24 protein-coding genes are annotated in these 22,858 nt (G+C 60.8%); 13 read left to right on the forward strand and 11 right to left on the reverse strand.

Translation table 11 applies throughout. From position 1 onward, the window contains the following. Positions 1-225: 225 nt before the first annotated feature. Entirely contained in the window at positions 226-1,362 is a 1,137-nt protein-coding gene (locus AD659_RS15835; RefSeq protein WP_053122916.1) for a glycerate kinase, read from the reverse strand. Positions 1,363-1,669: 307 nt separating this feature from the next. After that, a complete protein-coding gene (locus tag AD659_RS15840; protein WP_053122918.1) occupies positions 1,670-2,794 on the reverse strand; it encodes a sugar diacid recognition domain-containing protein in 1,125 nt (374 codons plus the stop codon). Positions 2,795-2,979: 185 nt separating this feature from the next. Between AD659_RS15840 and AD659_RS15845 the strand changes: the two genes are divergently transcribed. The 3 genes from AD659_RS15845 to rarD all read left to right on the forward strand — a co-directional run bounded on the left by AD659_RS15845 (position 2,980) and on the right by rarD (position 6,544). Next, a complete protein-coding gene (locus tag AD659_RS15845; RefSeq protein WP_053122920.1) occupies positions 2,980-4,290 on the forward strand; it encodes an MFS transporter in 1,311 nt (436 codons plus the stop codon). 198 nt (positions 4,291-4,488) lie between these two features. Continuing rightward, a complete protein-coding gene (locus tag AD659_RS15850; protein ID WP_053122922.1) occupies positions 4,489-5,502 on the forward strand; it encodes an aldo/keto reductase in 1,014 nt (337 codons plus the stop codon). A gap of 157 nt (positions 5,503-5,659) precedes the next feature. Beyond that, on the forward strand, positions 5,660-6,544 hold the full coding sequence (gene rarD, locus AD659_RS15855) for an EamA family transporter RarD (protein ID WP_053122923.1): 885 nt from the start codon (positions 5,660-5,662) through the stop codon (positions 6,542-6,544). Positions 6,545-6,724: 180 nt separating this feature from the next. Here the strand turns inward: rarD and hppD are convergent, their stop codons facing one another. Together hppD and AD659_RS15865 are read right to left on the reverse strand one after the other, a co-directional pair. After that, positions 6,725-7,801: a 4-hydroxyphenylpyruvate dioxygenase gene (hppD, locus tag AD659_RS15860; RefSeq protein WP_053122925.1), complete on the reverse strand. Its 1,077-nt coding sequence runs from the start codon at positions 7,799-7,801 to the stop codon at positions 6,725-6,727. A 250-nt stretch (positions 7,802-8,051) separates the two neighbouring features. Next, on the reverse strand, positions 8,052-8,996 hold the full coding sequence (locus tag AD659_RS15865; RefSeq protein WP_053122927.1) for a DMT family transporter: 945 nt from the start codon (positions 8,994-8,996) through the stop codon (positions 8,052-8,054). A gap of 222 nt (positions 8,997-9,218) precedes the next feature. Between AD659_RS15865 and AD659_RS15870 the strand changes: the two genes are divergently transcribed. The 3 genes from AD659_RS15870 to AD659_RS15880 all read left to right on the forward strand — a co-directional run bounded on the left by AD659_RS15870 (position 9,219) and on the right by AD659_RS15880 (position 12,318). Beyond that, entirely contained in the window at positions 9,219-10,082 is an 864-nt protein-coding gene (locus AD659_RS15870) for a LysR family transcriptional regulator (protein WP_053122930.1), read from the forward strand. Between the two features lie 102 nt (positions 10,083-10,184). Further along, positions 10,185-11,729: an EAL domain-containing protein gene (locus AD659_RS15875; protein ID WP_053122932.1), complete on the forward strand. Its 1,545-nt coding sequence runs from the start codon at positions 10,185-10,187 to the stop codon at positions 11,727-11,729. A 223-nt stretch (positions 11,730-11,952) separates the two neighbouring features. After that, complete coding sequence (locus tag AD659_RS15880; protein WP_053122935.1) at positions 11,953-12,318, forward strand: histone-like nucleoid-structuring protein, MvaT/MvaU family; 366 nt, start codon at positions 11,953-11,955, stop codon at positions 12,316-12,318. Positions 12,319-12,429: 111 nt separating this feature from the next. Here AD659_RS15880 and AD659_RS15885 read toward each other — a convergent pair whose 3' ends face one another. Continuing rightward, positions 12,430-12,957 carry a DUF4946 domain-containing protein gene (locus tag AD659_RS15885; protein ID WP_053122937.1) on the reverse strand — a complete coding sequence of 176 codons (528 nt, stop codon included), beginning with the start codon at positions 12,955-12,957 and terminating at the stop codon, positions 12,430-12,432. 195 nt (positions 12,958-13,152) lie between these two features. Between AD659_RS15885 and gloA the strand changes: the two genes are divergently transcribed. After that, positions 13,153-13,674, forward strand: coding sequence for a lactoylglutathione lyase (gene gloA / locus AD659_RS15890; RefSeq protein ID WP_053122939.1), 522 nt, complete (start codon positions 13,153-13,155; stop codon positions 13,672-13,674). Positions 13,675-13,891: 217 nt separating this feature from the next. Here gloA and ahpF read toward each other — a convergent pair whose 3' ends face one another. The 4 genes from ahpF to galU form a co-directional block, all read right to left on the reverse strand. Beyond that, positions 13,892-15,454, reverse strand: a complete 1,563-nt coding sequence (ahpF, locus tag AD659_RS15895) for an alkyl hydroperoxide reductase subunit F (RefSeq protein WP_053122942.1) — start codon at positions 15,452-15,454, stop codon at positions 13,892-13,894. Between the two features lie 124 nt (positions 15,455-15,578). Continuing rightward, positions 15,579-16,142: an alkyl hydroperoxide reductase subunit C gene (ahpC, locus tag AD659_RS15900; protein WP_053122943.1), complete on the reverse strand. Its 564-nt coding sequence runs from the start codon at positions 16,140-16,142 to the stop codon at positions 15,579-15,581. A 275-nt stretch (positions 16,143-16,417) separates the two neighbouring features. Then, positions 16,418-17,773: a glutathione-disulfide reductase gene (gene gorA / locus AD659_RS15905; RefSeq protein ID WP_053122945.1), complete on the reverse strand. Its 1,356-nt coding sequence runs from the start codon at positions 17,771-17,773 to the stop codon at positions 16,418-16,420. 358 nt (positions 17,774-18,131) lie between these two features. Then, positions 18,132-18,971, reverse strand: coding sequence for a UTP--glucose-1-phosphate uridylyltransferase GalU (gene galU / locus AD659_RS15910; protein WP_003182953.1), 840 nt, complete (start codon positions 18,969-18,971; stop codon positions 18,132-18,134). Positions 18,972-19,204: 233 nt separating this feature from the next. Between galU and AD659_RS15915 the strand changes: the two genes are divergently transcribed. Next, on the forward strand, positions 19,205-19,417 hold the full coding sequence (locus AD659_RS15915; protein WP_053122947.1) for a hypothetical protein: 213 nt from the start codon (positions 19,205-19,207) through the stop codon (positions 19,415-19,417). 114 nt (positions 19,418-19,531) lie between these two features. Continuing rightward, positions 19,532-19,813, forward strand: coding sequence for a hypothetical protein (locus AD659_RS15920; RefSeq protein ID WP_053122949.1), 282 nt, complete (start codon positions 19,532-19,534; stop codon positions 19,811-19,813). A gap of 1 nt (position 19,814) precedes the next feature. Here AD659_RS15920 and AD659_RS15925 read toward each other — a convergent pair whose 3' ends face one another. Both AD659_RS15925 and AD659_RS15930 read right to left on the reverse strand, forming a co-directional pair. After that, positions 19,815-20,045, reverse strand: coding sequence for a hypothetical protein (locus AD659_RS15925; protein ID WP_053122951.1), 231 nt, complete (start codon positions 20,043-20,045; stop codon positions 19,815-19,817). Between the two features lie 110 nt (positions 20,046-20,155). Next, positions 20,156-20,506, reverse strand: a complete 351-nt coding sequence (locus AD659_RS15930; RefSeq protein WP_053122953.1) for a hypothetical protein — start codon at positions 20,504-20,506, stop codon at positions 20,156-20,158. A 202-nt stretch (positions 20,507-20,708) separates the two neighbouring features. Between AD659_RS15930 and AD659_RS15935 the strand changes: the two genes are divergently transcribed. The 4 genes from AD659_RS15935 to alkB all read left to right on the forward strand — a co-directional run bounded on the left by AD659_RS15935 (position 20,709) and on the right by alkB (position 22,847). Beyond that, positions 20,709-21,011, forward strand: a complete 303-nt coding sequence (locus AD659_RS15935; RefSeq protein WP_003182962.1) for a DUF1883 domain-containing protein — start codon at positions 20,709-20,711, stop codon at positions 21,009-21,011. Between the two features lie 28 nt (positions 21,012-21,039). Continuing rightward, entirely contained in the window at positions 21,040-21,210 is a 171-nt protein-coding gene (locus AD659_RS29990; protein WP_167352830.1) for a hypothetical protein, read from the forward strand. Positions 21,211-21,460: 250 nt separating this feature from the next. Further along, positions 21,461-22,180, forward strand: coding sequence for a 2OG-Fe(II) oxygenase (locus AD659_RS15940; protein WP_053122955.1), 720 nt, complete (start codon positions 21,461-21,463; stop codon positions 22,178-22,180). Continuing rightward, positions 22,167-22,847: a DNA oxidative demethylase AlkB gene (gene alkB / locus AD659_RS15945; RefSeq protein WP_053122957.1), complete on the forward strand. Its 681-nt coding sequence runs from the start codon at positions 22,167-22,169 to the stop codon at positions 22,845-22,847. The genes AD659_RS15940 and alkB overlap by 14 nt, the downstream gene beginning before the upstream one ends. Positions 22,848-22,858: the final 11 nt, after the last annotated feature.

Below are 22,858 nucleotides of genomic sequence, written 5' to 3' on the forward strand. Positions count from 1 at the left end.
AAAAAAATATTTCTGAAGGCTTTTGTGGCGAGGGAGCTTGCTCCCGCTGGGCTGCGCAGCAGCCCCACATTGGCGGTGGTCAACCAGACGAATAGTGGTGGATGGTTTTGGGGCCGCTTCGCGACCCAGCGGGAGCAAGCTCCCTCGCCACAGGTTCACCATGCTCCTGGTCCAAAGATCCAAGATCCAAGATCCAAGATCCAAGCAGGATTGTGCTCGTTGCCTTTACCGCGCCGCCACCCGCCAAAGCCGAGCGATGTCCCGGGCGCGCTCCCTCAGCAGGCGCGGGGCGTCGGTGCAGGCTTCTTGCAGGGTCATCGGCCCGTTGGCCAGGGCGAAGGCGGCATCGATGCCGTGTTCGTACAGCGCCTGATAGCCCTCCCCCAGCGTGCCGGCAATGACCACCACCGGTACACCGTGCTGGCGGGCGATGCGGGCCACGCCGAAGGGGGTCTTGCCGCGCAGGGTCTGGGCGTCGAAACGGCCTTCGCCGGTGATCACAAGGTCGGCGCCGCTGACCGCCTCGGCCAGCCCGGTCAATTGGGCGACAACGTCCACGCCGGTACGAAACTGCGCCCCCAGGAACGCCTTGGCCGCAAACCCCAAGCCACCGGCGGCGCCGCTGCCCGGCTCGTCGCGCACATCCTGGGTCAACACCCGGGCGCACTGTTCGGCGAAATGCCCCAGGGCCCGGTCCAGTGCCTGCACTTGCTGGGCGGTGGCGCCCTTCTGCGGACCAAAGACCGCCGAAGCGCCGTGGGGCCCGCACAGGGGGTTGTCGACGTCGGCGGCGATCTCGAAATTGACCTGGGCCAGGCGTGGGTCGAGGTCGCTCAGGTCGATGCGCGCCAGGTTCGCCAAAGCCAGGCCGCCGGGTGGCAGGGATTGGCCCTGGTCATCCAGCAAGGCCACGCCCAAGGCCTGCATCGCACCGGCACCGCCGTCGTTGGTGGCGCTGCCGCCAATTGCCAGGATCACCCGCTCGGCGCCTGCATCGAGGGCGGCGCGAATCAACTCGCCGGTGCCGTAGGTGCTGCTGGAACAGGCATCGCGTTGCCCTGGCGGCACCAGTTGCAAGCCACTGGCCTCGGCCATCTCGATGATCGCGGTGCGGCTTTCGACCAACCAGCCCCAGCGCGCCTCGACGGCAACACCCAGGGGGCCGCGGACCCGGGCATGACGCCACTGGCCGTTGCAGGCTGCCAGCACCGACGCCACCGTTCCCTCCCCGCCGTCGGCCATCGGGCATTTGATCAACTGCGCATCCGGCCAGACCTCGGCCAGCCCCAGGGCGATGGCATCGGCGACGCCCTGGGCGCTGAGGCTGTCCTTGAACGAGTCGGGGGCGATGATTATTTTCATATTATTCTCCGGTTCCGATGCACAGCATGCTGCCAGCTGACCGTAGCCGTGACCCCGGTCCGCCGCACAAAAGACACCGGGCATTATTGTTCAAATTCACAAAGATCGGTCGGGCAAGGGGATTGTGGTCGACAGTGATGGCCTCATCGCGAGCAGGCTCGCTCCCACAGGGATTCGTGGTGGTCAAAATAATCAGGTACACCGCCAGCCCCCTGTGGGAGCGAGCTTGCTCGCGATGACGACGGCACATCCAATACCTTTGCAAGCTGATACACCGCTATCGCGAGCAAGCTCGCTACCACAGGTTCTACACCGGAGGGCTCTCGGTCTGCGGCAACAGCTGCACCCCCAGGTACAACGCCAGCATCCCATCCAGCCGCAACGGGTCCACGCCACTGAGTTCGGCGATGCGTTCCATGCGGTAGCGCAGGCTGTTGCGATGGATGCCCAGGGCGTCGGCGCAGGCCTGGCTCTGGCCGTCGTGTTCACACCAACTGCGCAAGGTGGCAAGCAGTTGGCCGTTGCTGTCCTTGGCGATGACTTTGCGCAACGGGGTCAGCAATTCGTCCAGGGCATCGTCGCTGCGATGGCGCCAGAGCAGCACCGGCAGGCGATAACGGGCCAGCGCCAGCAAGCGCGATTGCGGCAACACATCACGTCCGTAGGCCAGCAGGTCCGCCACCCGCCGATAGCAACGCCGCAGGCCCGCCAACCCTTCGGCCTGGCCGCCCACCGCGATCCGCAGGATGTTCCAGCCCAGCCCATCGAGCTTGGCCAGCAGCCGCTCGTTCTCCACCGAGGCGGTGACCGGCCGGCACCAGAGCAAGGAGGATTTGGACGAAGTCAGGCACCAACTGTCCGGGTAGCGCGACATCAGCCAGCTGCTCAAGGTCTCCACCGTCTGCCCGGGACCATGTTCCAGGCCCAGTTCGAACAGATACGGCACCCGCGACAACTGCGGCTTGAGGCCCATTTGCCGAGCTTCGTCCAGCAATCGCGGCGAATCCCCGGCGTCCCCCAGCAGCAACGCCAGCAAATCATCGCAGCGCTGGCGACGCCATTGCTGCTCGGCCTGCTGGTTGCGCTGACCGAGCAGCATTTCAGCGGTCATGCGTACCAGTTCAGCGTAGGTGCGCAATTGCGCCGGCTCGCCGGTGATGCCCAGGACGCCGATCAGCCGCTGGTCGAGCATCAGCGGCAGGTTGATGCCCGGCTGCACGCCCTTGAGGTGCACGGCGGTGTGTTCGTCGATTTCCACCACTCGCCCGTTGGCCAGGACCAGTTGCGCGCCTTCGTGACGGGTATTGATGCGCTCGCGTTCGCCGCTGCCGAGGATCAGGCCCTGGTTGTCCATGACATTGACGTTGTACGGCAGGATCGCCATCGCCCGGTCGACGATGTCCTGCGCCAGGTCGTGATCGAGTTCGAACATGGGCGGGGTTCCTTGCAGGCGGCGTGGATTGTTGTTTTAGGCATGGGTTTGGTCAGGCGCACAGGGTCTGTATTCAAACCCTGTGCTCCGGCACAAAGACATGGGCCCTTGGGCTGGCCGAGACTCAAGGGGCGGTCAACGTTACCCCTTGGCTCGCAAAAAATCATAATAAAGAGAGACCCGCCATGTCCCAGAGCGCAACAGCCCTCCTGGCTACCCCCGACGAAAAAAATAGCGTCTACAAGCGCATCACCCTGCGCTTGATCCCATTCATTTTCATTTGCTACCTGTTCAACTACCTCGACCGGGTCAACGTGGGCTTCGCCAAGTTGCAGATGCTCGACGCCCTGAAATTCAGCGAAACCGTGTACGGCCTCGGCGCCGGGATCTTCTTCATCGGCTACGTGTTGTGTGGCGTGCCGAGTAACCTGGCCCTGACCAAATTCGGCCCGCGTCGCTGGATCGCGCTGATGATGATCACCTGGGGCACCCTCTCGACCTGCCTGCTGTTCGTCACCACCCCCACCGAGTTCTATACCTTGCGCCTGTTCACCGGCGCCGCCGAAGCCGGGTTCTTTCCGGGCGTGGTGCTGTACCTTTCGCAATGGTTCCCGACGTTCCGCCGCGGCCGGATCATGGCCTTGTTCATGTCGGCCATTCCGGTGTCCGGCCTGCTGGGCAGCCCGTTTTCCGGATGGATCCTCAACCACTTCGCCGCGGGCCAGGGCGGCCTGGCGGGTTGGCAGTGGATGTTCCTGCTGCAAGGCGTCCCGACGGTGATCCTTGGGGCGCTGGCCTTCTTCCTGCTCAGCGACACCTTCGCCAACGCCAAATGGCTGACCGACCAGGAACGCGCCGTGCTCAGCGCCGACCACGCCGACGACTTGGCCAACAAGCCAAAGACCGCCACCGACTCGCTGCTGGCGGTGTTCAAGAACCCGGCGATCTGGGCCTTCGGCCTGGTGTACTTCTGCATCCAGAGCGGCGTCTACGCGATCAACTTCTGGCTGCCGTCGATCATCAAGAGCCTGGGCTTCAGCGATAACCTGGTGATCGGCTGGCTGAGTGCAATCCCTTACCTGCTGGCCGCGGTGTTCATGTTGCTGGTGGGCCGTTCGGCGGACCTGCACAAGGAACGTCGCTGGCATTTGGTGGTGCCGATGCTGATGGGCGCCGTCGGACTGCTGATCGCGGTCAACTTCGCTACCACCCCGGCCATCGCCATCATCGGCCTGTCCATCGCCACCATGGGCGCCCTCACCGGCCTGCCGATGTTCTGGCCAGTGCCCACTGCCCTGCTCAGCGCCGGCGCGGCGGCTGGCGGGTTGGCGTTGATCAACTCCATGGGCCAAATGGCCGGTTTCCTCAGCCCGTACCTGGTGGGCTGGGTCAAGGACGCCACCGGCTCGACCGACGCGGCGTTGTACGTGCTGGCGGGCGTGATTGTCTGCGGCAGCCTGCTGGCGTTGCGCATGACCCGCACCCTGCGGGCCTGACACCCCTGTGCCCCTTTGTGGGAGCGAGCCTGCTCGCGATGGCGGTGTATCAGTCGATATAAATGTTGGCTGACCTGACGCTATCGCGAGCAGGCTCGCTCCCACAATGGATTTTGGTGGGGTTGAGAAAACGGTTGGATCCACGCGGCGGTTCTGGTATTTGATTGAGCCTTTCCCCATGGATAAAAGGATCTTGTCATGAGCTACCGCACGCTAGGCCATTCCGGGTTGCAAGTCTCGACGTTGACCCTGGGCACGATGATGTTCGGCGAACAGACCAGCACCGAGGATTCGCTGCGGATCATCGACAAGGCCTGGGACCAGGGCATCAATTTCATCGACACCGCGGACGTGTACACCAACGGTCGTTCCGAAGAGATCGTTGGCGAGGCAATCGCCCGTCACCGCCAGGAATGGGTGTTGGCGACCAAGGTCGGTTTCGGCCCGCCGGACGGTATGCCCAACCGCAGCGGGCTGAGCCGCAAGCACCTGTTCAATGGCATCGAAGCCAGCCTGACGCGCCTGGGCACCGATTACCTGGACATCTATTACCTGCACCGCGAAGACCACAACACCCCGCTGCACGTTACCGTGTCGGCCATCGGCGACTTGATTCGCCAGGGCAAGATCCGCTACTGGGGCCTGTCGAACTACCGTGGCTGGCGCATCGCCGAAGTGATCCGGATCGCTGACAGCCTGGGCATCGACCGGCCGGTGATCAGCCAACCGCTGTACAACATCGTCAACCGCCAGGCGGAAACCGAGCAGATCACCGCGGCGCAGAATTACGGCCTCGGCGTGGTGCCGTTCAGCCCCCTGGCCCGTGGCGTGCTCAGCGGCAAGTACGCGCCGGACGTGGCACCGGACGTCAATAGCCGTGCCGGTCGCCAGGACAAACGCATCCTGGAAACCGAATGGCGGGTCGAGTCCCTGCGCATTGCCCAGCAGATCCTGCAATACACCCAGGGCCGCGGCGTGGGCATCGTCGAGTTCGCCATCGCCTGGGTGCTGAACAACAGCGCCGTGACCTCGGCCATCGTCGGACCGCGCACCGAGGAACAGTGGAATTCGTACATCAAGGCGCAGGCGGTGAAGATCAGCGCGGAGGATGAAGCCTTCATCGATTCGCTGGTGACGCCGGGGCATGCGTCGACACCGGGGTTCAACGATGTGAGTCATTTCGTGCCTGGCCGAGTGGCGCGCACGTCTTAACACCCATAAACATCGTGGCGAGGGAGCTTGCTCCCACTGGGTCGCGCAGCGGCCCCCGGAAAAAGCGGCCGCTGCGCAGCCGAGCGGGATCAAACTCCCTCGCCACAGGTAATACTTCCCACGCCTGCGTTGCAGCCCCAATCAATAAGAGGCCTCAGTGTCCAAAGGCATCGCTCTATCGGTCTCGGCCTCTGCGCTGTTCGCCGTCATGTACTACTACACCTCGTTGCTCTCACCGCTGACCGGCGTGGAGATCTTCGGTTGGCGCATGTTGCTGACGATGCCGTGCATGACCGTCTTCCTGCTGGTGACACGGGACTGGAACCTGGTCACAGCGCTGATCCAGCGCCTGATCGCCACGCCACGGCTATTGATCGCGGCGATCGCCTCTTCGGCCCTGATGGGCGCGCAACTGTGGCTGTTCATGTGGGCGCCACTCAACGGCTACAGCCTGGACGTGTCGCTGGGGTACTTCCTGTTGCCGCTGTCGATGGTCCTCACCGGGCGCATGGTCTATGGCGAGCGCCTTTCCTACCTGCAGAAAGTCGCCGTGTTCTTCGCCACCCTCGGCGTGTTCAACGAGTTGTACCAGGTGGGTGGTTTTTCCTGGGCAACCTTGCTGGTGGTGATCGGCTACCCGATCTATTTCATCCTGCGCAAACGCATCAAGACCGACAACCTCGGCGGGCTCTGGCTGGACATGACCCTGATGCTGCCCCTGGCGCTGTGGTTCGTGCAAAGCGGCGAACAGGGTTTCAACGTGTTCGATCAATACCCATGGCTATCGCTGCTGATCCCGTTGCTCGGGTTGATCAGCGTCAGTGCACTGGTGTCCTACATCGTCGCCAGCCGACTGCTGCCGTTCAGCCTGTTCGGGTTGTTGAGCTACGTCGAACCGGTGTTGCTGCTGGGCGTTGCGCTGCTGTTGGGCGAAAGCATCAAGGCCAGTGAATGGCTGACCTACATTCCCATCTGGATGGCGGTGGCGGTGCTGGTGTTCGAAGGCTTCAAGCATCTGGTGCGGCAGCGACGCCGGACTTAAGCACACCACCGGCCCCCCTGTGGGAGCGAGCTTGCTCGCGATGGCGGTGGCACATTCAAAATTGATGTGACTGCCATATTGTCATCGCGAGCAGGCTCGCTCCCACAGTTGTACTTTGTTCGCACGCAAAAAAAGCCCGCCCGGCATCACTGCCGGGCGGGCTTTTTCATGGGTCAGGCCTTACTCGGTCGCGAGTACACCACGACGCACCTGGTCACGCTCGATGGATTCGAACAATGCCTTGAAGTTGCCTTCGCCAAAGCCATCATCGCCCTTGCGCTGGATGAATTCGAAGAACACTGGCCCCATCAGGGTTTCCGAGAAGATCTGCAGCAGCAGGCGCTTGTCATCCGGGTTGGACGAGCCGTCCAGCAGAATGCCCCGCGATTGCAGCTCATCGACCGGTTCGCCGTGGTTCGGCAGGCGGCCTTCGAGCATTTCATAGTAGGTATCCGGCGGCGCAGTCATGAAGCGCATGCCGATCTTCTTCAACGCATCCCAGGTCTTGATCAGGTCATCGGTGAGGAAGGCCACGTGCTGGATGCCTTCGCCGTTGAACTGCATCAGGAATTCTTCGATCTGCCCGGCGCCCTTGGACGACTCTTCGTTCAACGGGATGCGGATCATGCCATCCGGCGCGGTCATGGCCTTGGAGGTCAGGCCGGTGTATTCGCCCTTGATGTCGAAGTAGCGGATCTCGCGGAAGTTGAACAGTTTCTCGTAGAAACCAGCCCAGTAGGCCATGCGTCCGCGATACACGTTGTGGGTCAGGTGGTCGATGATCTTCAGGCCCGCGCCCACCGGGTTGCGGTCCACGCCCTCGAGGAACACGAAGTCGATGTCATAGATCGAGCTGCCTTCGCCAAAACGGTCGATCAGGTACAGCGGCGCACCGCCGATTCCCTTGATCGCCGGCAGGTTCAGCTCCATCGGGCCGGTCTCGATGTGGATCGGTTGGGCGCCGAGTTCCAGGGCGCGCTTGTAGGCCAGTTGCGAATCCTTGACCCGGAACGCCATGCCGCACACCGACGGACCGTGCTCGGCGGCAAAATACGATGCGACGCTGTGGGGTTCGTTGTTGAGGATCAGGTTGATCGCGCCCTGGCGATACAGGTGCACGTCCTTGGAGCGGTGGGTAGCCACCTTGGTGAAGCCCATGATCTCGAAGATCGGCTCCAGGGTGTTGGGGGTCGGGGATGCGAATTCAATGAATTCGAAGCCCATCAGGCCCATGGGGTTTTCGTATAGATCTGCCATGTCGGCGCCTCATCATTCTAGTCAATTAACAAAAAACGTTAGTTGCAGGCAATGCTGGGGGCACGGGGCGGCGCGCAGGAAATGCCACGAACGCTGCGGGCGAGGAAATCGCCGTAGATCAGTTGAAACCCAAGTATCTTCATTGTCGACCCAAGGCTCTTGCGGGCGAGTCTTCTGCTGCCAGAAGACGTTATTCTTATATGCGTAAATCGATTCTACACAGCGTAACTTGATTTGTCCGCCTTCTGTATCAAATCGCCTTTTGCGCCGACCGCGCAAGGGGTTTGTTGCAGAGAAAAATGCCCAGCAGGATCACGCCGCCGCCGACACACATCAAGGCTGTGAGGCGTTCGTCCAGCAGCAGCGCGCCCAACAGCACCGCCGTCAGGGGGTTGAGCGCGATGAATACGCCGGACCGGGTCGCGCCGATCCGACGAATGCCGTCATACCAGGCGATATAGGCCAGGGCCGAGCCCAGCACGCCGAGGTACAACAAGCTCAGCCATTGTTCCATGTCCAGTGCGCGCAAGGCTTCGACACGAATTTCGCCTGCGGCCGCGCAGGTCAGCCACAGCATCAGCGTGCCCAGCAGAATCGACCAGGTCACGGTCTGCAAGGGGCCGAGGCTGTCGTTGAGTTTTTTCGAAAACAGCGAATAAATGCCCCAGCCGAGCACGCAACCCAAAATCAGCAGGTCGCCGATCCAGCCCTGCGCGGCGTCTTGCAACAAGGACGGATCACGGCTGACGATCACCAATCCCGCCCCGCCGATGCACAGCACGATGCCCGCCACTTTCAGTCGGCTCAGCCGCTCCTTGAACAGCCACCAGGACGCCAGCCCGATCACCGCCGGGTTCAAGGCCACGATCAGCGAGGCCCGTGATGCATTGATGTACTGCAAACCGTAAAAAAAGCACAGGTTGTAGAAAAAGATACCGAAGAACCCCAGCGCCGCCAATTGCAGCCCCTGCTTCACACTCGGCCTGGCCAGCGGGATGCCGGCCAGGCCGAGGAACGCCAGCAGCGCGATACTCGCCAGCAGGAACCGCAGGCTGGCGGCAAACATCGGCGCCAGGGCATCGGCCAGGATCCGACCGGCCACGAAGGTCCCGCCCCAGATCATGGTGACCATGGCGAGCTTCAGGTAGACCGGCAGGTCCGATGAGATTGGGACGGCTTGTTCAAGGGGTTTCATGGTTTCACCACATTGAAATAGGACGAATGACCGGTGGCGAGGGAGCTTGCTCCCGCTGGGCTGCGAAGCGGCCCTCTCATTTACCAGCAATGGGCCCGCTGCGCGGTCCGGCGGGAGCAAGCTCCCTCGCCACGGAAAAGCGCCTGGGCCACAGTTCCGTGTACGGTTGGGATGCCGTATTGTTCGCCTCATGTTCGTTCATCGTAAAATGAGCAATCCCTCATGACCCTCACCCAACTCGAAATCTTCTCCCTGGTCGCCGAGCTGCGTGGTTTCACCGCTGCGGCCACCCGCTTGGGCATTGGCCAATCCGCGGTATCCCATGCCATCAAATCCCTGGAGCAAGAGCTGGGTGTGGAATTGCTCAGGCGGCATCAGTCGATGGTGGAGCTCAGCGACATTGGCCAGCAATTACTGCTAAGGGCCCGGGCCATGCTCGGGCTGGCCAACACCTTGCGCCAGGAAGCCGCCGATGCCCGGGGCATGCGCCGAGGCACCCTGCGCATCGGCTCGTTCGGGCCCACGTCTTCGATGAAATTGCTGCCCGGGATCCTGCGGCGCTATCGAGCCTTGCATCCCGGGATCGAAGTGCACATCGACGAAGGGCCTGACAGGCAGGTCATCCAGTGGCTGGACGAACGCCGAATCGACGTCGGTTTCGTGGTGCTGCCCGAGGAGCGTTTCGATACGTTCATGCTGATGGAAGATCAGATGGTCGCCCTGCTGCCCACCGCACACCCCCTCGCCGCCCAGGCCAGCCTGAACCTCAAGGACCTGTGCAACGACCCCTTCGTGCACACCGAGGCGGGATCGTCGGAGCTCGTGACGCGCCTGTTCAATGCCGCCCGGCTGACACCGAACGTGCGCTTTCGTTGCTCGCAATTGCTCAGCACCCTGGATGTCGTCAGGCGCGGCGAAGCGGTGAGCGTGGTGTCCGAAGGATCGTTGCCAGATGACGAGAACCCTGGTTACGTCGCCCGGCCCTTGTCGCCACGGGTGCCGCGCCAGATTGGCCTGGCCGTATTGGACAGCCGCCAGGCCTCGCCCGCGACCCTGGCGTTTATCGAACTGGCCCGGCAGTCATGAGCCCGCTCCCACAGTCACACGGCTATCGGCAACTAACCGGCAAGCCATCTATCATGGTCGGCATCCAAAGCTTCCCCCGCCCCTTTTGCTCAGGTTGTGCCGATGCCCTTGACCGCCACCCGCTCGCACACCCGGCCCCTCCGCTTACTGGTCACCCTGCTCTGCGGCCTGGTGCCGATACTGTCAGGGCTGGCCATTTTGTACATGCAGGCCGAACGGACGCTGGCGCAACACACCCGGCAGACCGCTGAGGAACTGGTCAGGCAGATCGAGTTGATGCTCGACAACACCGCGTTGGCGGCCCGTGAATTATTGCCCCTGGCCGGCCAGCCCTGCGAAGCGGTGAAGCTGGCCCTACGCGAACAAGTGACGCGCCGGCCCTTTGTCCGCTCGACCAACCTGATCTGGGACAACAACCTGTATTGCAGCTCGCTGTTCGGTGCCGTCGAGGAACGCCTCGACCCGAGCAATTATCATCAAGGCACGTTGTGGCTCATGGACGGCAACCCGGTTACGCCGGATACCGCCCTGCTGATCTACCGGCTCAATGAAGGTCGGCAAGGCGCCTTGGCCACGCTGGATGGGTATCACCTGGCCAACGTCCTGCGCCTGATCGGCGGCCAGACCCGACTGCGGCTGCAAGTCGGGCCGCACTGGCTGGCGGCGGACGGCAAGGTCCGGCCAGCGCCCTTGCCCGGGTTGTCGGTGGCCCAGAACGAACTGGGCTCAACGCGCTACGCCTTCAATGTCGAAGCCGGATTCGATAAGGGTGAAGCCTGGCGCTACATGGCCAGGGAATATCCGCCGCTGTTCAGCTTGCTGATTTTCTTCGGCGTCGTGGCCGGGACCTTGGGACACTGGTTGCAAAAACGCGCCTCGTCTCCCAGCCGGGAATTGCAACGGGCGCTGGAAGCCAGCGAGTTCGTGCCCTACCTGCAACCGGTCGTGCACAGCGACAGCAAACGCTGGGCCGGCGTCGAGGTGCTGATGCGCTGGAACCACCCCAAGGAAGGCCTGGTCCGCCCGGACCTCTTCATCCCCTTCGCCGAACACAGTGGCGTGATCGTGCCGATGACCCGTGCGCTGATGCAACAAACCAGGCGCTTGCTGGTGCCGCTTGCGCCGCAACTCGAAGCGCCGTTTCATGTCGGCATCAACATCACCGCCCGCCACTGCCAGGACCTGGCGCTGGTGGACGATTGTCGCGAGTTTCTCAACGCCTTCGCGCCGGGCGCGATTGCCCTGGTGCTGGAGTTGACCGAACGCGAGCTGATCGAACCAACGCCCGTGACCCGGCAACTGTTCGACCAACTGCGGGAACTGGGGGTCAAGATCGCCCTCGACGATTTCGGCACCGGTCACTCCAGCCTGGCGTACTTGCGCCAGTTCAACGTGGACTTCTTGAAGATCGACCAGAGTTTTGTCGCGATGATCGGTGCCGACGCGCTGTCGCGGCATCTCCTTGATAGCATCATCGAACTGTCGGGCAAGTTGGGCTTGGACATGGTTGCCGAGGGCGTCGAGACCCTCGAACAAAGCGACTACCTGAGCGCCCAGGGGGTGAACTTCCTACAGGGCTATCTCTTTGGTCGACCGATTAGCGCGCAGGCATTCATTGAGGCATTGACCGCCACTAATGGCAGTTAACCGCCGCCGATCTATTGACGATCGAGTTCCAATTGATAAAACGTTTGCTGTTGTTACATAACGAAAAAGTTACGATTTACACTCTAGGGATTAACTACTACAATTTTTCTACCTGTGCCACATAACAGGAGAGAGTCATTAACACCGAGTCGCTTCAAGGCGCTTGGCTTATAGCTTTGTTTGCGGTTGGTATCAGCCAAATATTTTGATTGGAGTAATCATTTTGTCCAGACTCGCTGAATTTCGTGCAGCCGAAAAGGCCCTTCAAGAACAGCTCAAGCAGCTGGAATCGCTGAAGAACGATGCCGGGCTCAAGAAGGAAATCGAATTCGAGGAAAAGCTCCAGGGACTGATGAAAACCTACGGCAAGGGCCTGCGCGACATCGTCGCGATCCTCGACCCGAACCCGTCCAAGGCGAACCTGCAATCGACCAAGACCACCAAAACCCGCCGTGCGCGAGTGGTGAAGGTTTACCAGAACCCGCACACGGGCGAGTTGATCGAAACCAAGGGCGGCAATCACCGCGGCCTGAAAGCCTGGAAAGAACAATACGGTGCGGCGACTGTCGATTCCTGGCTGCGTGGTTGACAACACGTGGCTGACAGCCCCAATGATGCAAAAAAGCCCTGAACATTCAGGGCTTTTTTTTATGGGCTAAACTTTAGGATTAAACCCTTTGGCGTATAACGCTGAAGGGGGTCATAGTTTCAAACTGTTTCGCACCGACTGTATTTCGTCCTGGCTTTCAACAAACACCTGCGCCTGGCCTGCATAGGACAGCACATAAGCCTTGCCCTCATTTAGTGCCGCAACGAGTGCCTGGGACAATACATGTCGTCCGTTTTGCGTGATCGTGCAAGTAGTTTCCAGTGCAGTGACGCCGCCCAACATGGCGGTATGGATCTTAGTGCACACACTTTGGTAACCGCCCTGGAAAAAATCCTTCTGGATTGATTTGCGCATCTCCAGCAATACGCCTTGCAAGTTGACCTGGTGATCGGGCTCGACGGGGGTCGTGGTCAATTCCATGACCATCACGGCATTGCCAGCCGAATCACTCTTGGATGCACGTTGTCGCTGGGTTCCGGGGGGCGCCGAGGTCGATGCCTCCGCCGGCAGCGGTTCGACAACCCAGCCCTGGGGCCAAGCTACCTGCGGCTCGGCCGCCTGGGCGCCGCCGATGCTGGCAAACAGCAGGACAAACAGCAAAAGGAACGGTCGAATCATTGCATTGGCACTCAAGGACGAATCGTAAAGTCTGAAGCCCGAGGCAGAGCCAGGCAATAGCCACATGCGGTTTGGCGACGCCACGCCCCTTGCGTATCATGGGCGCACCTGCAAGGAAGCCGTCTGACGCAAGCCCAGGAACCGTCGCAACCCAGTCTGCGACGCCGTTTGCCCCACTTATTTTCCGGAGGGCCCATGAGCCTGCACGAACTCGATACTTTCCCTGGCGTCACCGCACAACCTGACGCCGCCACGGCCCAGTTCGTTTTCAACCACACCATGCTGCGGGTCAAGGACATCACCAAGTCCCTGGACTTCTACACCCGCGTATTGGGTTTCTCGCTGGTGGAAAAACGCGACTTCCCAGAAGCCGAATTCAGCCTGTATTTCCTGGCCCTGGTGGACAAGAACCAGATCCCCGCGGACGCGGCAGCGCGTACCGAATGGATGAAGTCGATCCCTGGCATCCTGGAACTGACCCACAACCACGGCACCGAAAGCGACCCGGCGTTCGCCTACCATAACGGCAACACCGACCCACGCGGCTTCGGCCACATCTGCATCTCGGTACCGGACCTCGTCGCAGCCTGCGAGCGCTTCGAAGCACTGGGCTGCGATTTCCAGAAACGCCTCAGCGACGGTCGCATGAAAAGCCTGGCCTTCATCAAGGACCCGGATGGCTACTGGGTCGAGATCATCCAGCCTGCGCCGCTGTAAACCCATAGTAGATTTCTAGAGAATACAAGTTCTACAACCACATCCGCCCCCTGTGGGAGCGAGCTTGCTCGCGATAGCGGTCTGTCTGGCACATCAATGTTGAATGTGCTGCAGCTATCGCGAGCAAGCTCGCTCCCACAGGGGGATGGGTGATCCAAAATAAAACCCCATGAGCCATTTTGGCTCATAGGGTTTTGTGTTTTCCGCTGTCGGTTGTTCAGGCCGGCGCGGAGGTGCGGATCAGGTGGTCGAAGGCACTCAGGGAAGCCTTGGCGCCCTCGCCCACGGCAATCACGATCTGCTTGTACGGCACAGTGGTCACGTCACCGGCGGCGAACACGCCAGGGATCGAGGTTTCACCCCGGGCATCGACAATGATCTCGCCCCGTGGCGACAGCTCGACGGTGCCTTTGAGCCAGTCGGTGTTAGGCAGCAGGCCGATCTGCACGAAGATCCCTTCCAGCGCCACGTCGCGCACTTCACCGCTCGGACGATCCTTGTAGCGCAGGCCATTGACCTTCTGGCCGTCGCCCGTCACTTCGGTGGTCTGGGCGTTGGTGATCACCGTCACGTTCGGCAGGCTGTGCAGTTTGCGTTGCAACACCGCGTCGGCTCGCAATTGCACATCGAACTCCAGCAATGTGACGTGCGACACGATACCCGCCAGGTCGATCGCCGCTTCGACGCCGGAGTTACCACCGCCGATCACCGCCACGCGCTTGCCTTTGAACAGCGGGCCGTCGCAGTGCGGGCAGTACGCCACGCCTTTGTTGCGGTATTGCTGCTCGCCCGGCACGTTCATTTCGCGCCAGCGGGCACCGGTCGCCAGGATCACAGTCTTGGCCTTGAGGCGCGCACCGCTGGCGAACTTGATTTCATGCAGGCCGCCATCCTTGCCTGGCACCAGGCCGTCGGCACGTTGCAGGTTCATGATGTCCACGTCGTACTGCTTGACGTGTTCTTCCAGGGCGACGGCCAGTTTCGGCCCTTCGGTCTCCTGGACCGAGATGAAGTTCTCGATGGCCATGGTGTCCAGTACCTGGCCGCCGAAACGTTCGGCCGCCACACCGGTGCGGATGCCTTTACGGGCCGCATAGATCGCCGCCGAAGCACCGGCCGGGCCACCGCCGACCACCAGCACGTCAAAGGCGTCCTTGGCGCTGATTTTCTCGGCCTGGCGTTCGATGCCGCTGGTGTCGATCTTGGCGAGAATCTCCTCCAGGCCCATGCGGCCCTGGCCGAAATTCACGCCGTTCAGGTAAATGCTTGGCACGGCCATGATCTGGCGCTCATCGACTTCGGCCTGGAACAGCGCGCCGTCGATGGCGACGTGCTTGATGTTCGGGTTCAGCACCGCCATCAGGTTCAGCGCCTGGACCACGTCCGGGCAGTTCTGGCACGACAGCGAGAAATACGTCTCGAAGTTGAACTCGCCTTCAAGGGCGCGGATCTGTTCGATCACTTCGACACTGGCTTTCGACGGGTGGCCACCGACTTGCAGCAGGGCCAGCACCAGCGAAGTGAATTCGTGACCCATGGGGATACCGGCAAAACGCAGGCTGATATCGGCTCCCGGGCGGTTCAACGAAAACGAAGGCTTGCGCGCATCGGTACCGTTGTCGAGCAAGGTAATCTGGTGGGAAAGACTGGCTACGTCTTTGAGTAACGCGAGCATTTCCTGGGATTTCGCACCGTCGTCGAGGGAAGCGACGATCTCGATCGGCTGGGTGACCCGTTCCAGGTATGACTTCAACTGAGCTTTAAGATTGGCGTCCAACATACGGGCGATTTCCATTTTTTGAATTTCAGAAAAAACAACGCCCGAGCGAATCTCGCCCGGGCGTTTTTTGGGGCGAAGCGGCTTACTTGGTTAAGAGCGAATCGCCCTCGGATGACTCACAGACTTAGATCTTGCCGACCAGGTCCAGGGACGGAGCCAGGGTGGCCTCGCCTTCTTTCCACTTGGCTGGGCAGACTTCGCCTGGGTGAGCGGCAACGTACTGGGCGGCCTTGATCTTGCGCAGCAGCTCGGAAGCGTCACGGCCTACACCGCCGTCGTTGATTTCAACGATCTTGATCTGGCCTTCTGGGTTGATCACGAAAGTACCGCGGTCAGCCAGGCCGACTTCTTCGATCAGCACGTCGAAGTTGCGGGAGATGACGTGAGTCGGGTCGCCGATCATGGTGTACTGGATCTTGCCGATGGCTGGCGAAGTGTTGTGCCAGGCAGCGTGGGCAAAATGAGTGTCGGTGGAGACGCTGTAGATCTCGACGCCCAGTTTCTGGAATTCGGCGTAGTTGTCGGCCAGGTCTTCCAGTTCGGTTGGGCAGACGAAGGTGAAGTCAGCCGGGTAGAAGAACACGACCGACCACTTGCCTTTCAGGTCGGCGTCCGACACTTCGACGAATGCGCCGTTTTTGAAAGCGGTAGCGTTGAACGGTTTAACTTGGCTGTTGATGATAGGCATCGATGTTTCTCCGTCAGGGTTGAAAAGTTGATGGAGGGAATCTTAACCACTCATCCCCTGGCTGGCTCATTGGCAAACCTGATGTGAATGATTGGTTTTGGCTATCAGGATTCTATATAGATAGAAGAAATCTGTAGGAGCTGGCGAAGGCTGCGATCTTTTGATCTTTTGATCTTTTGATCTTTCGCTTGAGATTCAAGTGTCTGGGGGAAGATCGCAGCCTCGTTGCACTCGACAGCTCCTACACAGCTCCTACACAGCTCCTACAGGCTGCCTCAGGCTACGGGCGTACGCATGGTGACAAATTCTTCGGCGGCGGTCGGGTGCACGCCGATGGTTTCGTCGAAGTCGCGCTTGGTTGCGCCGGCCTTGAGGGCGATGGCCAAGCCTTGGACGATCTCACCGGCATCCGGCCCGACCATGTGGCACCCCAATACCTTGTCGGTCCGGGCATCCACCACCAGTTTCATCAGGGTGCGCTCCTGGCAGTCGGTCAAGCTCAACTTCATGGGCCGGAAACGGCTTTCGAAAATCTCCACCTCATGCCCCTCCTCCCTGGCCTGCTCTTCGGTCAGGCCCACCGTGCCGATGTTTGGCAGGCTGAACACGGCAGTCGGGATCATCCGGTAATCCACCAGTCGATACTGCTCGGGCTTGAATAGCCGCCGCGCCACCGCCATGCCTTCGGCCAGGGCCACGGGGGTGAGTTGGACGCGGCCGATAACGTCGCCAATGGCCAGGATCGACGGCTCAGTGGTCTCGTATTTTTCGTTGACCTCGACAAAGCCTTTCTTATCCAGCGTGACGCCGGTGGTTTCCAGGCCAAGGTTGTCGAGCATCGGCCGCCGGCCGGTGGCGTAGAACACGCAGTCGGTCAGCAGCGTGCGACCGTCCTTGAGGGTCACCTTGAGGCTGGCGTCGTCCAGCTTGTCGATGCGTTCGATGTCGGCATTGAATTGCAGGTCCAGGCCACGGCGGGTCAGTTCCTCTGCCAGGTGCTTGCGCACCGCACCGTCGAAGCCGCGCAGGAACAGGTCACCGCGATACAGCAACGATGCTTGCGCGCCCATGCCGTGGAAGATCCCGGCGCACTCCACCGCAATGTAGCCACCGCCCACCACGATGACGCGCTTGGGCAGGTCCTTGAGAAAGAACGCCTCGTTGGAACTGATGGCGTGCTCGCGCCCCGGAATGTCCGGGATCACCGGCCAGCCGCCGGTTGCGATCAGGATGTGCCTGGCGGTGTGGCGCTGGCCGTTGATCTCGACCTCGTTGGGCCCGGTCAGCCTGGCATGCCCTTCGTGCAGCACAACACCGCTGTTGACCAGCAGGTTGCGGTAGATGCCGTTGAGGCGATTGATTTCCTTGTCCTTGTTGGCGATCAACGTGGCCCAATCGAAACTCGCCTCGCCCGCCGTCCAGCCATAGGACGACGCCTGCTCGAAGTCCTCGGCGTAATGCGCGCCGTAGACCAGCAGTTTTTTCGGCACACAGCCCACGTTCACGCAGGTCCCGCCCAGGTAGCGGCTTTCCGCCACGGCCACCTTGGCCCCGAAACCGGCGGCGAACCGCGCAGCCCGCACACCACCGGAACCGGCGCCAATCACATACAAGTCAAAATCGTAGGCCATTTTCTCTCTCCTTCGGCAGGTCATCAGCATACCTGCTGTTTTTACCTGGGGCAGCGTTGGGATGGTTATGGGGGCGGAACCTGAAAAGCCAAACGGCATTTTTCTCAGCTTGCCTTTGTGGCGAGGGAGCTTGCTCCCGCTCGGCTCTGTAGGAGCTGGCGAAGCCTGCGATCTTTTGATCCTGGTCTTTCGCTCTGGACTCAATGGGCAGTGGAATGATCGCAGCCTCGTTGCACTCGTCAGCTCCTACAGAGCCCAGCGGGAGCAAGCTCCCTCGCCACGGGATCTTCAGCGCCTGCGATTTGGCGGCATAAAAAAACGCCCCATCGGGGCGTTTTTCAAGGCGTGGCGCAGGCTATCAATAAGCCTTGCCGGTCTTGTAGAAGTTCTCGAAGCAGAAGTTGGTCGCGTCGATGTAGCCTTCGGCGCCACCGCAGTCGAAACGCTTGCCCTTGAACTTGTAGGCCATGACGCAGCCGTTCTGGGCCTGTTTCATCAGGGCGTCGGTGATCTGGATTTCGCCGCCCTTGCCTGGCTCGGTCTGTTCGATCAGGTCGAAGATGTCCGGGGTCAGGATGTAGCGACCGATGATCGCCAGGTTCGACGGCGCGTCTTCAGGCTTTGGTTTTTCAACCATGCTGTGGACGCGGTAGATGTCGTCGCGGATCATTTCGCCGGCAATCACGCCGTACTTGTTGGTTTCTTGCGGATCGACTTCCTGGATTGCCACGATGGAGCAGCGGAACTGCTTGTACAGCTTGACCATCTGGGTCAGGACGCCGTCGCCTTCGAGGTTGACACACAGGTCGTCCGCCAGGACCACGGCGAACGGTTCGTCACCGATCAGTGGGCGACCGGTCAGGATCGCGTGGCCCAGGCCTTTCATTTCGGTCTGGCGGGTGTACGAGAACGAGCACTCATCCAGCAATTTGCGGATGCCGACCAGGTACTTTTCCTTGTCGGTGCCTTTGATCTGGTTTTCCAGCTCGTAGCTGATGTCGAAATGGTCTTCCAGCGCGCGCTTGCCACGGCCAGTCACGATGGAGATTTCAGTCAGACCTGCATCAAGGGCTTCTTCGACGCCGTACTGGATCAGTGGCTTGTTCACCACCGGCAGCATTTCTTTGGGCATGGCTTTAGTCGCTGGCAGGAAGCGAGTACCGTAACCGGCTGCTGGGAACAAGCATTTCTTGATCATATAAGTCCTTGAAAAGGCGGTGTGTACGAGTTTCGGCGCAGTCTAATCAGGCGACGGGCACCTTACAATGCCCGCACTGGCCAACCGGTGCCATCATAGAGAAATAAAAAACGGCGGATAGTTCAATCGCCTTTCGTTTCGATGGCGGCAGCGGTCCACTGTACGCCAGTGAGCGCTGTTTGCGAGCATTTGACGTATCATGGCGGCCTTGATAACGCCAACGAGGCAGCTAGATGTCGGCAAGAAACGCAAACGGTTATTCGGTCAGCCAGGGCAAGGACGGCCAGTGGTGGATTATCAACTACCACGGCGAGCAGGTCGCCGGCCCCTTGCCTACCAAGGCCATGGCAGTGGAAGTGGCTGCGGTATTCCAGGACGAGCGCGAGGCTCCGGCGGCGAAAGAACGCGAAAGCGCCCCTGCACGTAGCCCCCGCCGCAAGAAATAAACGGGCGAGCCTCGTTCAATGCCACCCGGTGATTGAACGAGGCTTGTTTAGCTGTACCGCAATGGCCATTCGCTATAACCTCGCCGTTGCCCTTCCCTCCTCGATGACGATCCCATGAAGACACTTCTGGCGCTGTTTACAGTCCTGGCCCTGGCGGGCTGTGCCTCGGCCGAAAAAACCTATCTCGATAATGGCGAACAAGGCTTGGCGATCGACTGCTCGGGCGAGGCCAATTCCTGGGCGACTTGCTACGAAAAGGCCGATGCGTCCTGTGCCGGCACCGGCTACCGCATCGTCGGCACCGACGGCACGCCCCAGGCCAAGGAAAGCGAGAAGACCCTGGGCGTCGACGTCGGCAACTTCAGCAGCCGCAGTGTCGTGGTGGTCTGCAAATAAGTCAGATGTGTATTTCGGCGAACTTGATGCCCAGCCCGCGTATGGTCTCGATCAGGTCATCGAGTTGGCTGAAGGACTCGACTTCGTCCTGCTCATCCACCAGGAAAAAACTGCGCCCGGCGCTTTTCTTGAAGAACACGATCCATTCGCCCGGGCTCGCCGGGTTCTGAATCACGTGGGTGGCAAAGATAAGCCCTTCTGCATGGCGCTCACGCACCTGCTCGCGTTTCATCGAGTGACTCCATGAATGACAATGCCGCCAACGTTGACCGGGGCGGCATTTTTTGTCGAGGGGCAGCAGTTTATCCGATGGCCGGTCCGCTCGTCAGGCGTTGACGGTGTTCAGCCGGAAATGCAGGCGTTGGCCGCGTCCTGCACATCGCCCGGACGCACGGGCACGTTGGACATGCTTTCGTGCAGCTTGATGCTGCTGCCACTGGAACGTTCGTCAATGTCGAACACCGCCGCCGGCAGGGTCGACAGTTTGCCCGGGACGATCAGCCGCACGCCATTCTTGTGCGGCTCCATTTGCAGCGAGCCCCGGCTGCTGGCCAGCTTGTCGGCTACGCACTTGGCATACTCGTGGGGTTTCTTTCCGGAGATGACGCTCATGGTGGGGGGCGTCTGGTTGATGTCCGATACCGATGCACATCCACTCATGGCCAATGCCAACACCCACACGCTGCGCTTCATATGTTTCCTCCAATAAAGATCCTCCGACAGTGCTAACACCGTTTTGCTCCGGTGCCGCACCGCTTTTTTTTCCCGCTACCTGCGATAAATGAACAAAGCCTGGCGCGCGGGCCGGATATTAACACTCGGGGCTGATAAACTGCGCCTCATTGCCCCTTGCTATCGTTTTGATTTTGTAGAAAAAGCCCTTCTGGAGGCGCCCATGAAATTCATTCACCAGCGCGAGCACCTGAACGAAGACGACATTGTCGTCATCGAATGCTCCCAAATGTGCAACATCCGTTTGATGAACGACGCCAACTTCCGCAGCTTCAAGAACGGCGGCCGGCACACGTATCACGGTGGTGCGTTCGACACCTTCCCGGCCAGGATCACGGCGCCGAGCACCGGTTTCTGGAACATCACCATCGACACCGTCAACCGCCGTGCAATCAGCGTCACGCGCAAGCCGACCCTGACCCACAAGATCAAAATCATCCGGCGTTCCAGCTCGAAACTGAGCTGAGCATCGCCCTTTCAAGAAAGGCAAAACCGTGGCCCAGACGACCAAATACGTCATCAAGTACAAGCTCAACGGCGAACGCCGCTTCGAATTCGCGCAACTGAGAACCGGCACCGAGGAAGAAGCCCGGGCCGCGTTGCAGGAGCTGCATGGCGAGACTGGCGATGTGATCAGCGAGGTCAAGGTCAGCAAGGCTCTGTAAGCCTTCGTAGCGGTGAGCTTGCTTGCGCTGAACTCCGTAGGAGCTGACGAGTGCAACGAGGCTGCGATCTTGTTCCAGGCAATTGAGTCGAGGGCGAAAGATCAAAAGATCGCAGGCTTCGCCAGCTCCTACAGAGCCCAGCGGGAGCAAGCTCCCTCGCCACAGGGATGGCTACGCACCGCAAGAATCGGAGTGCCCGGCAACACCGCACTGCGCAGACTGAACAGTCCTTCCAACAAGGATTGCCCTCATGCCCCCCACGCCTTCCCTGTCCAAAGACCTCGCCAACCTTGACTGGCCCACCCTGGAGCACAGTCTTGACCAGGACGGCTGTGCAATCATTCGCAACCTGCTGCCGCCATCGCAATGCCGGCAACTGAGTGGTTTGTACACCGAGCCCGGGCTTTTCCGCTCGCGGGTGATCATGGCCCGCCACGGATTCGGGCGCGGCGAATATCAGTATTTTCGCTATCCACTAACGGACCTCATCCAACAGTTGCGTCAGTCGTTGTACCCCATGCTGGTGCCGCTGGCGAACCGCTGGAACGAATGCATGGGCCTGGAGGTGCGGTATCCCCACGAACATGCCGACTTCATCCAACGCTGTCACGCCGCCGGGCAATCGCACCCCACGCCGTTGTTGCTGCAATACGGCCCGCAGGACTACAACTGCCTCCACCAGGATCTGTACGGCGAAGAAGTGTTCCCCTTGCAGGTGGCGATCCTGCTGTCGGAACCGGGCCAGGACTTTACCGGTGGCGAGTTTGTCCTCACCGAACAACGCCCGCGCATGCAGTCGCGACCCCAGGTCATCGATCTGAAACAGGGCGATGCACTGGTATTTGCTGTACACCAACGGCCGGTCAAAGGCGTTCGCGGTTATTATCGGGTGAACATGCGCCATGGCGTCAGCCGCGTGCACAGCGGCAGACGGCACACCTTGGGAATCATTTTTCATGATGCGCAGTAATGACACACCGCTCACCTTGGACCTGTTCGCCGACCAGGCGCCCACCCCGCCCGGCCAGGTCGAACAGATCGGCCAGCAAGCGTTCGTATTGCGCGGCTTCGCCCTGCCCTGGCTCGAACGTTTGCTGCCGGCGCTGGAAAACGTCTTGCAGGCTGCGCCGTTCCGGCAGATGGTCACGCCCGGCGGCTTTACCATGTCGGTGGCCTTGAGCAGTTGCGGCGCGCTGGGCTGGACCACCGACCGCAGCGGCTATCGCTACACCGCCCATGACCCGCAGACCGGCCAGCCCTGGCCGGACATGCCGGCGGTGTTTCGTGAGTTGGCCCAGGCCGCTGCACGCCAGGCACGGTTCGAGCATTTCGAGCCCGACGCCTGCCTGATCAACCGCTACGTACCCGGCGCCCGCATGTCGTTGCACCAGGACAAGAACGAACGCTCCCTCACGGCCCCCATCGTCTCGATGTCCCTGGGCTTGCCGGCGGTGTTCCAGTTCGGCGGCTTCGAGCGCAGCGACAAGAGCCAGCGCATCCCGTTGTTTCATGGCGACATCGTGGTCTGGGGCGGCGTGGACCGGTTGCGTTACCACGGCGTGTTGCCGCTCAAGGAAGGACAACACCCGCGCCTGGGCGCCCAGCGGATCAACCTGACGTTTCGCACCGCAGGATGAAAATGCGGAAT

It is taken from the genome of Pseudomonas thivervalensis (assembly GCF_001269655.1).
Classification (GTDB): Bacteria; Pseudomonadota; Gammaproteobacteria; order Pseudomonadales; family Pseudomonadaceae; genus Aquipseudomonas; species Aquipseudomonas thivervalensis.

Bases quoted from the DNA above. Each gene is read 5' to 3' on its own strand.
- AD659_RS15870 (WP_053122930.1), top strand. From the start codon at position 9,219: ATGACCCTCACCCAACTCGAAATCTTCTCCCTGGTCGCCGAGCTGCGT.
- AD659_RS15840 (WP_053122918.1), bottom strand. From the start codon at position 2,794: ATGTTCGAACTCGATCACGACCTGGCGCAGGACATCGTCGACCGGGCG.
- AD659_RS15930 (WP_053122953.1), bottom strand. From the start codon at position 20,506: ATGAAGCGCAGCGTGTGGGTGTTGGCATTGGCCATGAGTGGATGTGCA.
- AD659_RS15935 (WP_003182962.1), top strand. From the start codon at position 20,709: ATGAAATTCATTCACCAGCGCGAGCACCTGAACGAAGACGACATTGTC.
- AD659_RS15845 (WP_053122920.1), top strand. From the start codon at position 2,980: ATGTCCCAGAGCGCAACAGCCCTCCTGGCTACCCCCGACGAAAAAAAT.
- AD659_RS15835 (WP_053122916.1), bottom strand. From the start codon at position 1,362: ATGAAAATAATCATCGCCCCCGACTCGTTCAAGGACAGCCTCAGCGCC.
- gloA (WP_053122939.1), top strand. From the start codon at position 13,153: ATGAGCCTGCACGAACTCGATACTTTCCCTGGCGTCACCGCACAACCT.
- gorA (WP_053122945.1), bottom strand. From the start codon at position 17,773: ATGGCCTACGATTTTGACTTGTATGTGATTGGCGCCGGTTCCGGTGGT.
- AD659_RS15850 (WP_053122922.1), top strand. From the start codon at position 4,489: ATGAGCTACCGCACGCTAGGCCATTCCGGGTTGCAAGTCTCGACGTTG.
- hppD (WP_053122925.1), bottom strand. From the start codon at position 7,801: ATGGCAGATCTATACGAAAACCCCATGGGCCTGATGGGCTTCGAATTC.
- AD659_RS15865 (WP_053122927.1), bottom strand. From the start codon at position 8,996: ATGAAACCCCTTGAACAAGCCGTCCCAATCTCATCGGACCTGCCGGTC.
- AD659_RS15920 (WP_053122949.1), top strand. From the start codon at position 19,532: ATGAAGACACTTCTGGCGCTGTTTACAGTCCTGGCCCTGGCGGGCTGT.
- galU (WP_003182953.1), bottom strand. From the start codon at position 18,971: ATGATCAAGAAATGCTTGTTCCCAGCAGCCGGTTACGGTACTCGCTTC.
- ahpC (WP_053122943.1), bottom strand. From the start codon at position 16,142: ATGCCTATCATCAACAGCCAAGTTAAACCGTTCAACGCTACCGCTTTC.
- AD659_RS15915 (WP_053122947.1), top strand. From the start codon at position 19,205: ATGTCGGCAAGAAACGCAAACGGTTATTCGGTCAGCCAGGGCAAGGAC.
- AD659_RS15885 (WP_053122937.1), bottom strand. From the start codon at position 12,957: ATGATTCGACCGTTCCTTTTGCTGTTTGTCCTGCTGTTTGCCAGCATC.
- alkB (WP_053122957.1), top strand. From the start codon at position 22,167: ATGATGCGCAGTAATGACACACCGCTCACCTTGGACCTGTTCGCCGAC.
- ahpF (WP_053122942.1), bottom strand. From the start codon at position 15,454: ATGTTGGACGCCAATCTTAAAGCTCAGTTGAAGTCATACCTGGAACGG.
- AD659_RS15875 (WP_053122932.1), top strand. From the start codon at position 10,185: ATGCCCTTGACCGCCACCCGCTCGCACACCCGGCCCCTCCGCTTACTG.
- AD659_RS15940 (WP_053122955.1), top strand. From the start codon at position 21,461: ATGCCCCCCACGCCTTCCCTGTCCAAAGACCTCGCCAACCTTGACTGG.
- AD659_RS15925 (WP_053122951.1), bottom strand. From the start codon at position 20,045: ATGAAACGCGAGCAGGTGCGTGAGCGCCATGCAGAAGGGCTTATCTTT.